We start from the raw sequence: 13,220 nt of genomic DNA, 5'->3' as shown, positions 1-13,220 counted from the left end.
ACCTCCTGTCTTTTCTTTTCATCCTTCGCAAACAACACCGTCTGCAACATGAAAAACTTTGTTCAACTGAAACTTGTTTTCTATAAAATCATCGATCCCCGTACAGGTGATCAACGTCTGTATATCATGTATACTGTCTAATAAATACTGCTGCCTGCTGCTGTCCAGTTCGGAAAGTACATCATCCAGAAGCAGTACCGGCGTATCTTTGATCGCTCTTTTTACCAGTTCGATCTCCGCAAGTTTCAGCGAAAGTGCAGCCGTTCTCTGCTGCCCCTGCGATCCAAATCTGCGGATATCTACACCCTTTACTTCAAAAAGCAGATCGTCCCTGTGAGGACCTGTCATGCTCATTTTCACCTTCAGATCCCGTTTCCTGGAAGTCTGAAGTTTTCTTTCGAATTCGTCCGCAGAAACATTTTTCTCATAACGGACCATCAGCTCTTCTCTGCCGCCCGTCAGATTTCTATGTATCTCTGCTACGATCACGCCAAGCTCTTCGACAAACCGCTCCCTTGATTCGATCAGCTTTTTTCCATATTTTACCAGCTGCATATCCCATATATCCAGCATTTCTTCATACTGACTGTTAAAAGAACACTCTTTCAGCAGCTTATTTCTCTGTACGATCACTTTATTGTAATTGGAAAGCTCGTGTAAGTAAAGCTTATCCAGCTGACAAAGTTCCATATCAATAAAACGCCGCCGCTCTGCCGGTCCGTTTTTAATGATACCAAGATCCTCCGGTGAGAAAAAAACGAAGTTTGCGATTCCAAGCAGCTCTGCCGCCTTTCGGATCGGCACGCCGTTGACTGCAATGCCCTTCGGCCGGTTCTTTTTCAGATGCATATCGATCTCATAAGCACTCTGGCTTCTGCTGATCGCCATCCGTATATGAGCTTCTTCCTCACCAAAACGGATCATTTCCCTGTCTTTACTTCCCTTATGGGATTTCGTCGTTCCGCATAGATATACCGCTTCGAGAATATTGGTCTTCCCCTGGGCATTGTTCCCATAGAAAAGATTTGTTCCCTTATCAAAAGACAACTGCAGCGACTCATAATTGCGGAACTGATTCAGCTTCAAAGATTTTACTATCATTCCATCAATCTGTAATTTTTACAGTCTGACCATCATATTCTACCACATCGCCGGCATGCAGTTTCTTGCCTCGCTGTGTTTCTGTCTGGCCGTTTACCTTCACAAGACCATCCTGAACGGCATATTTTGCGTCCACGCCGGACTCTACAAAACCTGCTGCTTTCAATGCCTGACCAAGTTTGATAAACTCATCTCTTAATTTAATTGTTTCCATAAACTTTCACTCCTTATGCCATAAAATTAACCGGCAAGATCAAATATATATAAGATTGCTGTTCGTCTCTGATAAAGCATGGTGCTTTCGGGTTCATCAGATAAATATCAACCGTTTCATCATCAATAACACGAAGAGCATCGATCAGAAATCGCGGATTAAATCCGATCATAATGTCCTTGCCTTCTTTATTGATGTCAATTTCTTCATCCATGGAACCGATCTGAGACTGAATCTTAAGTTCAATATTATCATCTGTGATTGAAAGGATGATCGGTTTTTTATCACTTTCTTTTACCAGAAGTGTCGCACGGTCAATACAGTCCAGAAGCTCTTTTTTATTTACCTGAATCTTGGTTTCGTAGTCACTGGAAAGCATCTGATCAATGCGGAAATATTCACCCTCAATCAAACGTGACACAACAACGGTATCATCAAATTCAAAGACAATATGATTTTTTGTAAAGAAAATACTGACTTCATCTTCGGTTTCGCCTGATAAAATCTTACTGATTTCGATAAGTGTCTTTCCAGGAACGACAACTTTGATATCAGAATATTCCTCTTTTAATTCAATTTTTCGTATACTTATGCGGTGTCCATCCAGGGATACTACACGCAGCATATCGCCTTTGACTTCGAATAATTCGCCGGTCATCATCTTATTGTTTTCATTGGCTGCGATTGAGAAAATAGTCTGACGAATCACCTCTTTTAATGTAAACTGAGAGACAACAATATGATTATCTCTTTCTACATAAGGAAGATAGGAAAATTCTTCCCCTGACTGACCGCTGATGCTGAATTTTGCCTTCTCACAGGTGATGGTAGTCGTCAGATTTCCGTCTGTTTCAATTGTAACATCATTATCAGGAAGTTTACGAATGATATCAGAGAAAATTTTTGCATCAATTGCAACAATTCCTTTTTCCAGAATGGTACCGTCAACGATGGTTTCAATTCCAAGTTCCATATCGTTGGCTGTAAATTTAATATTGTTTGTGGATGCATCAATCAAAATACATTCCAGGATAGGCATGGTTGTTTTTCCTGGGATTGCTTTCAGAACAATATTCACACTTTTTAAAAGATTACTTTTTGAGCATACTAATTTCATTGTGTTGATAACTCCTTTGTGGGTTAAATGAGATAAATTAAAGAGAAAATTCGCAGTAGCCGCCGTAGGGGATGTGAATATGTGAATAACTCCCAAAATCCTTGAATTTAAGGGAAAAAACAGGTTGGATAAACTGGTGAAAAGTCCACAAATTTCTGAGGAAAACCGGTGGGTTATTAACATCCTCAGAAATTGGCTAAAGTTATTCACACAGTATCCAACACATATCCACATTATTTTGTGCACAAATAAAAAGACGATGCTTTTTCGGCCGTCTAGTTTGGATTCAGTTTCTTTTTAATGATATCTATCGTGTTTTTCAGATCATCGGAAGTCTCAATTTCTTTCGAAATTTTCTCAACTCCATGAAGTACGGTCGTATGATCGCGGTTTCCCATCAGTTTTCCGATCGCTTTGAGCGGTGTGCTGGTCATTTCACGGCACAGATACATGGCAATCTGCCTTGGAATCACGATATCAGCACTTCGTTTGGAACCTTTTATATCATCTGTTTTGATATGAAAGTGTTCTGCAACGGTCAGAAGGATCAGATCCGGGGTGATTTCTCGTTTTGCATTCGGTGAAATCATATCCTTTAAGGCTTCCTGTGCCAGTTCTACTGTAATTTCGCGGTGTTCAAGACTGCTCATTGCAGTGATCCGGTTCAGTGCACCTTCGAGTTCACGGATATTGGACTTGATATTGGTAGCAATATACTGAATGACTTCATCATCCAGATGGTAACCTTTTTCTTTGGAATCACGTTCTTCTTTTTTGCGGAGGATTGCCATCCTTGTCTCATAATCCGGGGAAGAAATATCTGCGATCAGGCCCCATTCAAAGCGGGATTTCAGCCTTCCTTCCAGCGTTGCGATCTCTTTCGGCGGTTTATCGGATGAAATGATGATCTGCTTTTTCGCACCATGCAGGTCGTTAAATGTGTGGAAAAACTCTTCCTGTGTGGACTCTTTTCCGATGATAAACTGGATATCGTCGATCAGCAGAACGTCGATATTACGGTACTTTTCACGGAATTTTGTCATAGCAGTATTATTGCCGTTTCGGATCGCTTCAATCAGTTCATTCGTAAAGGATTCACTCGTTACATAAAGTACTCTGGTCTGTGGATTATTTTCCAGGATAAAGTGTGCGATCGAGTGCATCAGATGGGTTTTCCCCAGTCCAACACCTCCGTAGAGGAAGAGGGGGTTGTAGATTTCGCCCGGGGATTCGGCAACTGCCAAAGATGCAGCGTGTGCAAATTTGTTGTTGCTTCCGACAACGAAGTTTTCAAAGGTATATTCCGGATTTAAATTTGCTTTTTCTAATATATTATTGAAAGAATTGTCAGTATTCGAAGAGGAATCCGCTTCTTTTACAACATTTTGTTCTACAGTATACACGATCTTGGTGCAGTCCAGTCCTGTGAGCTCTGCAATCGTAGAACGAAGCGGAGTTGTAAACTTCTTATTTATATAGGAATTAATGAAATCCTCGTTAATACCCATTTCATCAATCGGGACATAAATAAAAAGAGTGCCTTCGTCACTGTCATATCTTTGTACTTGAAGTGGTTTGATCCAGGTGTTGATGGAAATTGGGGAAAATCCGAATTCTGTACTGAGGGTATCCACAACACTGTCCCACTTTTCTTCTATGATATTCATGAGGATCTCCTTTTAAGGCCAGTTTTACTTATTTAATATTAAACTAAAACAGGAAAATTATCAATGCTTATTTTTGAATGTGCATAACTTTTCGACAATAATCCACACTCAAAAATGCGATAAAATGGGCGTTTGTGGGAAAAATGTAGAAAATATGCAAAAGTTACACACGAAGTTATCCCCAAGTTATCCCCAAAATGTGGATAACTTTATGTAAACCAATAAGTTTACATAAGTATGTTACAGAAGAACCAGATGAAAAAAAGGTTGAAAAATAAAGGAATTTTGGGAATCACAGACTTCGAAAAATGTAGAAAAATGTCGAAAGAAGGAAAGAGGGGGGATTGGCAGTGTGAATAACTAAAGGAACATCATCCACAGTGGGAAAAGCCTTATTTTAAGGCATTTTTTTGAAAAAGAAAAAAGTTTTTCACATCAAATAAAAAAGTTATCCCCAAGTTATCCCCAAAATGTGGATAACTGAGTGTAAACTATGCAGATGTCCGCTTTGCATCCGTTTGTCTATGGGACTGACAGGAATGGTTCTGCCCCAAAGCTCGGTTCAATTGAAAAAATCACGGAATTACTTGACTTTATGGGGCTTTGCATATATAATTGAAACGATGTTTTCTAAACAGATAAAACAGATTTTATATTTGATAAGGAGGTGCCGTAATAATGAAAATGACATTTCAGCCAAAGAAAAGATCCAGAGCTAAAGTTCATGGATTCAGAGCAAGAATGAGCACTGCAGGCGGAAGAAAAGTACTTGCTGCCAGAAGATTAAAAGGAAGAAAAAAATTATCAGCATAGGCCGCAGATGTGTGGCCTTTTCTTCTATGTTCGTCTTTTGAAAGGATGACAGAAAAAAGGAAGCAGTATGATATTTTCAGAGTCTTTGAAAAAAAACAGAGATTTCCAGACGGTATATAAGTATGGAAAGTCGGCCGCCAACCGTTATCTCATTATGTATATCTATCCGAATCAGACAGAGAGGAACAGACTTGGGATTTCGGTCAGTAAAAAGGTGGGCAATAGTGTGGTCAGACACAGACTGGCCAGATTGATAAGAGAAAGTTATCGCCTGAGTGAAACCAGGTTTCACTCAGGATATGATATTGTAGTAATTGCAAGACCTGTTGCAAAAGATAAGAATTATTTTGAAGTAGAAAGTGCATTATTACATCTTGGTAAAGTGCATAAAATAGCAGGTTGATATTCATGAAAAATATTTTAATCGCAATGATCCGGTTTTATCAGAAATTTCTGTCACCATTAAAGCATACGAGATGCCCCTATACACCGACCTGCTCGCAGTATGGCCTGGAGGCGATACAAAAATACGGGGCTGTTAAAGGAAGTCTTCTGGCATGCTGGAGGATTTTGCGATGCAATCCCTTTTCCAAGGGTGGTTATGATCCCGTTCCGTAAACGGGTAGGAAGAATTAAAAATAGAAAATTGAATATGAAGAACTGCTGTATAATGTCAGGTGAATATGCAGGAGGAAGGTTATGTTATTAACAAAAAGCAACACCATCATCATTGGACAGGTGGCAACACTGTTAGGTCTTTTGATGAATGCGATTTTTAGTTTCACTGACGGGGTGTTTGGGATTTCCAATATCGGTGTATGTATTATTTTGTTTACACTGGTTATTTATGCCCTGCTCACTCCACTCACGATCAAACAGCAGAAGTTTTCAAAGATGTCTGCGATCATGAATCCTGAGATAAAGGCAATCCAGAAAAAGTATGCCGGCAAAAACGACCAGGTAAGTATGATGAAGATGAACGAAGAAACACAGAATGTATATGCAAAATACGGTGTTTCTCCGATGGGAACATGTCTTCCGATGCTGATTCAGCTGCCGATCCTGTTTGCATTGTATCGTGTAATCTGGAATATTCCGGCTTACGTTGCAAGTGTAAAAGATGTATTTACTCCTCTTGTAAATGTTCTTTTAAAGACACAGGGTACACAGCAGTTTTTAGCTGATATAGTAGGAAACCAGGTCAATTTCCAGAGACTTGGTTATACAGCAAACAGTGCGATCGATGCACTGTACAAGTTCAAACCGGCAGACTGGACTGCAATGGCAGAGAAGTTTCCGGATCTGTCAGGTATGATCTCACAGACAACAGGCAGTCTTGATAAAATGAACTATTTCCTGGGATTGAATATTTCCAATTCACCGATGACAGCGATGGTGGAAAATTTCAAGGCACATAACTGGATTTTATTTGTATGTGCACTGGCAATCCCGGTACTGGCAGGTTTAAGCCAGTGGCTCAACACCAGACTGATGCCGCAGGCAGCAGCAAGCCCGGCGGGAGACGACAGTTCCATGGAAAGCTCCATGAAGATGATGAACAATATGATGCCTCTGGTATCCGTATTCTTCTGTCTGTCACTTCCGATCGGTCTTGGTATCTACTGGATCGCAGGTGCGGTATTCAGAGGTATCCAGCAGGTTGTTGTCAACAAACATATGGAAAAGATGGATATGGACGCACTGATCCGCAAAAATGTGGAGAAAATGAATGCCAAACGTAAGAAACAGGGACTTCCGCCAAAGAAAATTTCTGAGCATGCAAAAGTAAACTTCAAAGATCTTGAGGATGCACAGAAAGTGGATGAGAAGAAACAGGCAGAACGTCAGAAAAAAATCCAGGATTCTACGGAGTACTATAAACACGCAGATGCGAAACCGGGAAGTATTGCAGCAAAAGCGAGAATGGTTCAGCAGTTTGATGAAAAGAATCCAAAAGGTAAGAAAAATAAGAATTAAAGTAATAAGGTAATAAAGAGAAGTAATATGGGGAGAAGGATGGGAGGTATTAAAATGGAAGAGTATATCGAGGTTTCTGCGAAGACAAAAGAAGAAGCGATCATGAATGCAGCAATTCAGCTTGGAACAAGCAGCGATAATATTGAATATGATGTTATTCAGGAAGCAACTTCCGGACTTTTTGGAATCGGAAGAAAACCGGCCATTATAAGGGCAAGAAAGAAAAAAGATATTTCTCTTGATTTTGAGGAAGCCGTAAGAGATCCTTTGAAGGACATTTCTGAAAAGAAAAGCTTTATGAAAAAACCGGCAAAGAAATTTACCAAAGAGCCGGTAAAAAAACAGCCTGAGAAAACGGTTGAAAAGAAGGAAGAAAAACCGGTTGAGAAGAAACCGGAAAGAAAACCGGAAAATCAGCCGCAGTCAAAAGCTGAAAAAGAAGTGGAAGTAAAGAAAGAAGAACCGCAGGCAAAACCGGCAGTTACAAGAGAAAAGCTTCCAATCAACAAAGAAGCAGCAGAGAAAGATGCAAAAGAATTTCTAGAGAAAATGTTTGCAGCAATGGATTCAGAAGTTTGCATCAAAACATCATTTGATAAAGATGACAATCTGAACATCGAGCTTTCCGGTAAAGACATGGGTGTTCTGATCGGTAAGAGAGGACAGACTCTTGATTCTATCCAGTATCTTACAAGCCTCGTTGTCAACAAAGGCAATGCGGGATATGTACGTGTGAAGGTAGATACCGAAAACTACCGTGCACGCAGAAAAGAGACGCTGGAAAATCTGGCAAAGAATATTGCGTTCAAAGTAAAGAGAACAAAGAAACCGGTATTCCTGGAGCCGATGAATCCATACGAGAGAAGAGTAATCCATTCTGCACTTCAGAATGATCCGCTGGTGTCCACACACAGCGAGGGCGAAGAGCCGTATCGTAAAGTAGTTGTTACATTAAAAAACAGTAAAGTAAAATAGTTGTAAGTGATATGAGTCTGATTTTCAGTGCGGCAGATATGCTGCCGAAAATCAGACTTTTTGAATATCAGGAGGAATCAATGAAAGGTGAAACGATTGCAGCGATCTCCACAGCAGTCAACAGTTCCGGAATCGGGATTGTGCGAATCAGCGGAGATCAGGCATTTGAAATAGCGGACCGTGTATACAGAAGTCCGAAAGGCAAAAAGAAATTATCAGAACAGCAATCCCATACGGTTCACTATGGTTATATCTGTGACGGAGACGAAGTGCTGGATGAGGTGCTTGTAGTTCTGATGCGTGCACCGAGAAGTTTTACGGCGGAAGATACCGTAGAAATCGACTGCCACGGCGGTGTGTATGCGATACAGCGAGTGCTGGAAGCTGTGATCAAAAATGGTGCAGCTCCGGCAGAGCCGGGAGAATTTACCAAACGTGCCTTTTTAAATGGAAGAATGGATCTGTCGCAGGCGGAGGCGGTGATGGATGTCATTGAGGCAAAAAATGAATACGCTCTGAAAAGTTCCGTCGGCCAGCTTCGCGGAAGCATCGGTCAGAAAATAAAGGATCTGAGAGCAAAGATCATTTATCATATTGCATATATTGAGTCGGCATTGGATGATCCGGAACATATCAGCCTTGACGGTTATCCGCAGGAGCTTGAAAAGGAAAATGAAGCGTGGATCGAGATGATCGAGAAGCTGATCCGCTCTGCAAACGATGGAAGGATCATGACGGAAGGCATCAAGACGGTAATCCTTGGAAAGCCAAACGCCGGAAAGTCTTCTCTGCTTAACAAGCTCTGCGGAACGGAAAAGGCGATCGTGACAGACATTGCGGGAACGACAAGAGATGTGCTGGAGCAGAGCATCAATCTTCACGGCATCACACTTAACCTGATGGATACCGCAGGCATCCGTGATACGGAAGATATCGTAGAGCAGATTGGTGTGCAGCGTGCAAAAAAATATGCAAAAGAAGCAGACCTGATTCTGTACGTGGCAGATTCATCGACCGCACTGGATGAGAATGATGAAGAGATTATCGAACTATTTGAAGGCAGAAAGGTGATCGTTCTTTTAAATAAATCGGATCTGGAGCCGGTAACGACAGAACAGATCCTGAAGGAAAAAGTGGGAGAACATCCGGTGATCTGCGTTTCTGCAAAAGATGAGACTGGATTTGAACAGCTTGAGGATACACTTAAAAATATGTTTCTCGAAGGTAGCCTTTCTTTTAACGATGAGGTATGTATCACAAATATGCGTCATAAGGCAGCGCTTATGGATGCAAAAGAGAGCCTGAAGCAGGTGACGGAGAGCATCGCACAGGATATGCCGGAGGATTTCTTCTCGATCGATCTGATGAGTGCATATGAATCTCTGGGAACGATTATCGGCGAGGCCGTGGATGATGATCTGGTAAATGAAATTTTCAGTAAGTTCTGTATGGGCAAATAAGTGGAGGCAAGAAATGAATACATTAGAAGAATATACAGATGTGGTAGTCGTAGGAGCCGGACATGCCGGATGTGAGGCAGCACTTGCCTGTGCAAGACTCGGACTTTCCACAACCATTTTTACCGTGAGTGTGGACAGCATTGCACTGATGCCGTGCAACCCGAACATAGGTGGAAGCTCCAAGGGTCATCTGGTAAGAGAGATCGATGCACTTGGCGGTGAGATGGGAAAAAATATCGACAAAACGTTTATCCAGTCCAAGATGCTCAATAAATCCAAAGGACCTGCCGTACATTCTCTGCGTGCACAGGCAGACAAGGCAGAATATTCCAGATCCATGCGAAAAGTTTTGGAAAACACAGATAACCTGTCAATCGTGCAGGCAGAAGTTGCAGAAATTCTGACAGAAGACGGAAAAATCACCGGAGTCAAAACATTCTCCGGGGCAACGTATCACTGCAAAGCCTGCGTGCTTTGTACCGGAACATATCTGCGTGCAAGATGTATTTACGGTGATATCAGTAATTATACCGGGCCAAACGGATTGCAGGCAGCAAATCATCTGACAGATTCCCTGAAAGCACATGGAATCGAGATGCAGCGATTTAAGACCGGTACACCGGCACGTGTAGACCGCAGATCGATTGATTTTTCAAAAATGCAGGAACAGTTTGGCGATGAGAGAGTGGTACCCTTTTCTTTTACAACCGACCCGGAGAGTGTCCAGATCGACCAGGCATCCTGCTGGCTGACGTATACAAACGAAGAGACACATGAAATTATTCGCAAAAACCTGGATCGTTCCCCCCTATATTCCGGTATGATCGAAGGAACCGGACCGAGATATTGTCCGTCCATCGAGGACAAAGTGGTAAAATTTGCAGATAAAAACAGACACCAGGTATTTCTTGAGCCGGAAGGACTGCATACGAACGAAATGTATATCGGCGGTATGTCAAGCTCTCTTCCGGAAGATGTTCAGCATGAAATGTACCACACGGTAGCCGGACTTGAGCACGCAAAGATTGTCCGCAATGCCTATGCGATAGAGTATGACTGCATCAATCCGAGACAGCTGGATGCATCCCTGGAGTTTAAAAATATCAGGGGACTTTTCAGTGGCGGACAGTTTAACGGCAGCAGCGGATATGAGGAAGCAGCGGCACAGGGACTGATTGCCGGTATCAATGCAGCAATGCAGGTAAAGGGAAAAGAGCCGCTGATCCTTGATCGTTCGGAAGCTTATATTGGCGTTCTGATTGATGATCTGGTAACAAAAGAGAATCGTGAGCCATATCGTATGATGACATCCAGAGCAGAATATCGTCTGCTTCTGCGCCAGGACAATGCAGATCTGCGTCTGACAGAGAAAGGTTATCAGGTGGGGCTGATCTCCGAAGAACGCTATCAGGATCTGAAAACAAAAGAGCGTCAGATCGCAGAAGAAATGGAACGTGTAGATCATGAGAATATCGGCGGAACCGAAGTAGTACAGAAATTTCTGGAGGCACATGAAAGTACACTTCTGAAGTCCGGAACAACCATCGGAGAACTGGTACGCCGTCCGGAGCTGGACTATGAGATGTTAGCAGAGATTGACAAAAACAGACCGCAGTATTCTGCCGGTGTGTGTGAACAGGTCAATATCAACATCAAATATCAGGGCTACATCCGAAGACAGATGAAGCAGGTCGAGCAGTTCAAGAAAATGGAAAACAAACGGATTCCGAAAGATATTAATTACGACGAAGTCGGAAGCCTGAGAATTGAAGCGGTGCAGAAACTGAAAAAATTCCAGCCGCTTTCCATCGGACAGGCATCCCGTATTTCCGGTGTGTCACCGGCGGATATTTCCGTACTGCTCGTATATTTGGAATCCAGAGATCGAAAATAAAGTGAAGTCCTGCGGCAAAAGAATGTTTGGCAGACGAAACGTAAATATTGAATTTTAAGTCAGATGCACGAGATATTTGACAGGAGGAAAACGTGGACAGAAGTAAATTTCATATTTTAGAAGATGGATGTCAGGCATTTGGCGTGACATTGACAGAGAAGCAGATTGAACAGTTTGAGAAATATTATGAGCTGCTGGTAGAATGGAATAAAGTGATGAACCTCACCGGGATCACTGAATTTGACGAAGTGATGCAGAAACATTTTGTGGACAGCGTGGCAGCGGCAGAATATGTGGAGATGGAAAAAATAAACAGCCTGATCGATGTCGGGACCGGAGCCGGCTTTCCGGGAATCCCGCTGAAGATTGTTTATCCACATTTGCAGGTGACACTTTTGGACTCTTTGAACAAAAGGATCAAATTTCTGGATGAAGTTGTGGATAACCTGGGGCTTACCGGAATCGAAACGGTGCATGGAAGAGCAGAAGATGCGGCGAAAAAAGCAGAATACCGCGAACAGTTTGATCTGTCTGTTTCCAGAGCAGTTGCGAACCTTGCGTCCCTTACCGAGTATTGCCTGCCGTTTGTAAAAGTCGGCGGAAAATTTGTTTCCTATAAATCTGTTTCAGTGGATGAAGAAATCGCTCAGAGTAAGAAGGCAGTTTATGTGCTTGGCGGAGAAATCGGAAAAGTGGAAAAATTCCATCTGCCGGGAAGTGACATGGAGAGGGCACTTGTGGTTGTGGAAAAGAAGAGAAGCACGCCGAAGAAATACCCGAGAAAAGCCGGGATGCCGACGAAAGAGCCTCTTGCGTGAATGTGCAAAAAGAGTGTAATAATGTAAAAACGTACGTCAGGATGATTTGAAAACAATCTGCTGACACGCTTCGTTTTCTGTAAAGCCTTGTTGCCGCCAGGGTAATTTTATGCCGACTGAAACGGAGTGCAGACTGCACAGCGATTCTGCTGGGGAAATGTCATCTGAAAATGACCAGAATCGCGTGCAAGTCTTACATATATCAGATTTAAATTTTAAAAGAACATGTCAACATATTCCAGTACAGCCTGCGGATTTTCCATTTGCGGGTATTTTTCTGTATTTTCAATAAAATCGTATTCTACAGCGGAATTGAGGAGGACATAGCCTTCGACGGTTCGTTCACGTTCCGCTGTCTTTCTTCCTTCGAGAATAAACAGACTGTTGTTGATGCTGTTTAAGGCTCTGGAGATGTCTGCATTTAAATAAAATCCATCCAGGCTGGACAGCAGATATTTCCCGCCGCACTCATCGAGATGAGCAGCTTCATGATAAATGTCCAACGTCTTCTTTGAGACAGAGAAAGGGTTATAAAAATACTTTTCAGTGAATAAATATTCAATATTTTCCCGCCGCATCTGCATGTTGTATACAGCTGTACCGACGATCGGAAGATCCATAATAAATTTGATGATCCTGGAACGTTTGGACGGTGTACATTTCAGATTGGAAATGCTTTCCGGATTGATCATCATAATTTTGTTATAGGCATCCGGATTGGTACTGCATGCCATCAACACAAAAGAAGAAGACAGACCGGTAGCGATGATGTCTGTTTTTTCGTGAATCACATGCTCGATAAAATCATTGATAAGCTGCACGTAAAAATAGTTTGTGTAGGTCAGGTTTGGTTTATCGGAGCGACCGCAGCCAAAAAGATCCAGGCAATATACCGTGTGGTTTGCAGACAGATCTTTCAGCAGCAGATCCCATTCGTAGGAAGAGGCAGCCGGAGCCAGATCGTGAACAAGCAGGAGAGGAGAACCGCCTCCTGTTTTTGTATAATAGACCTGACCGAAACGCCAGTCATAAAAAGCACCTTTATGTTTATCCAGCAGATTTTTAACCGTGGCAAAAGCCTGGGCACAGCGATTGACGATGTGAAGAGAGCCAACAGCCAGAGCGGTCATGAGAATGCCGGTTTTGATTTTTTGCTTCATAAAAACTCCTTTCTGAGAAACATT

The 13,220-nt window shown here is 42.3% G+C and carries 13 protein-coding genes; 8 read left to right on the top strand and 5 right to left on the bottom strand.

Annotation, left to right across the window (positions count from 1 at the left end):
* Positions 1–18 precede the first annotated feature (18 nt).
* The 4 genes from recF to dnaA form a co-directional block, all read right to left on the bottom strand.
* Positions 19–1,101, bottom strand: a complete 1,083-nt coding sequence (recF, locus tag LKD42_RS04520; RefSeq protein WP_248834933.1) for a DNA replication/repair protein RecF — start codon at positions 1,099–1,101, stop codon at positions 19–21.
* 4 nt (positions 1,102–1,105) lie between these two features.
* A complete protein-coding gene (locus LKD42_RS04515; RefSeq protein WP_022118260.1) occupies positions 1,106–1,315 on the bottom strand; it encodes an RNA-binding S4 domain-containing protein in 210 nt (69 codons plus the stop codon).
* Positions 1,316–1,328: 13 nt separating this feature from the next.
* The gene (dnaN, locus tag LKD42_RS04510; RefSeq protein WP_022118259.1) at positions 1,329–2,432 is read right to left on the bottom strand and encodes a DNA polymerase III subunit beta; all 1,104 of its coding nucleotides are present in this window, start codon (positions 2,430–2,432) and stop codon (positions 1,329–1,331) included.
* Between the two features lie 275 nt (positions 2,433–2,707).
* Positions 2,708–4,099 carry a chromosomal replication initiator protein DnaA gene (dnaA, locus tag LKD42_RS04505; protein ID WP_022118258.1) on the bottom strand — a complete coding sequence of 464 codons (1,392 nt, stop codon included), beginning with the start codon at positions 4,097–4,099 and terminating at the stop codon, positions 2,708–2,710.
* A gap of 678 nt (positions 4,100–4,777) precedes the next feature.
* On the opposite strand from dnaA, the gene rpmH reads away from it, so the two are divergent.
* The 8 genes from rpmH (at position 4,778) to rsmG (ending at position 12,036) form a co-directional block, all read left to right on the top strand.
* Entirely contained in the window at positions 4,778–4,912 is a 135-nt protein-coding gene (gene rpmH, locus LKD42_RS04500) for a 50S ribosomal protein L34 (RefSeq protein ID WP_022119702.1), read from the top strand.
* Between the two features lie 67 nt (positions 4,913–4,979).
* On the top strand, positions 4,980–5,315 hold the full coding sequence (rnpA, locus tag LKD42_RS04495) for a ribonuclease P protein component (protein WP_022119703.1): 336 nt from the start codon (positions 4,980–4,982) through the stop codon (positions 5,313–5,315).
* Positions 5,316–5,320: 5 nt separating this feature from the next.
* Entirely contained in the window at positions 5,321–5,530 is a 210-nt protein-coding gene (gene yidD, locus LKD42_RS04490; RefSeq protein ID WP_147632221.1) for a membrane protein insertion efficiency factor YidD, read from the top strand.
* 81 nt (positions 5,531–5,611) lie between these two features.
* Positions 5,612–6,889 carry a YidC/Oxa1 family membrane protein insertase gene (locus LKD42_RS04485; RefSeq protein ID WP_248834932.1) on the top strand — a complete coding sequence of 426 codons (1,278 nt, stop codon included), beginning with the start codon at positions 5,612–5,614 and terminating at the stop codon, positions 6,887–6,889.
* A 54-nt stretch (positions 6,890–6,943) separates the two neighbouring features.
* The gene (gene jag, locus LKD42_RS04480) at positions 6,944–7,864 is read left to right on the top strand and encodes an RNA-binding cell elongation regulator Jag/EloR (RefSeq protein WP_248834931.1); all 921 of its coding nucleotides are present in this window, start codon (positions 6,944–6,946) and stop codon (positions 7,862–7,864) included.
* An 80-nt stretch (positions 7,865–7,944) separates the two neighbouring features.
* The gene (gene mnmE, locus LKD42_RS04475) at positions 7,945–9,324 is read left to right on the top strand and encodes a tRNA uridine-5-carboxymethylaminomethyl(34) synthesis GTPase MnmE (protein ID WP_248834957.1); all 1,380 of its coding nucleotides are present in this window, start codon (positions 7,945–7,947) and stop codon (positions 9,322–9,324) included.
* Positions 9,290–11,218: a tRNA uridine-5-carboxymethylaminomethyl(34) synthesis enzyme MnmG gene (gene mnmG, locus LKD42_RS04470; RefSeq protein ID WP_431834993.1), complete on the top strand. Its 1,929-nt coding sequence runs from the start codon at positions 9,290–9,292 to the stop codon at positions 11,216–11,218. The genes mnmE and mnmG overlap by 35 nt, the downstream gene beginning before the upstream one ends.
* A 92-nt stretch (positions 11,219–11,310) precedes the next feature.
* Positions 11,311–12,036 (top strand): 16S rRNA (guanine(527)-N(7))-methyltransferase RsmG, encoded by a 726-nt coding sequence (gene rsmG / locus LKD42_RS04465; protein WP_248834929.1) that lies wholly within the window; start codon positions 11,311–11,313, stop codon positions 12,034–12,036.
* A 215-nt stretch (positions 12,037–12,251) separates the two neighbouring features.
* Here rsmG and LKD42_RS04460 read toward each other — a convergent pair whose 3' ends face one another.
* A complete protein-coding gene (locus LKD42_RS04460) occupies positions 12,252–13,196 on the bottom strand; it encodes an alpha/beta fold hydrolase (RefSeq protein WP_248834928.1) in 945 nt (314 codons plus the stop codon).
* Positions 13,197–13,220: the final 24 nt, after the last annotated feature.

This window comes from Hominisplanchenecus faecis (assembly GCF_020687205.1).
In the GTDB taxonomy this organism is placed as follows: domain Bacteria; phylum Bacillota; class Clostridia; order Lachnospirales; family Lachnospiraceae; genus Hominisplanchenecus; species Hominisplanchenecus faecis.
This window is presented reverse-complemented; position numbering and strand designations above follow the sequence as displayed.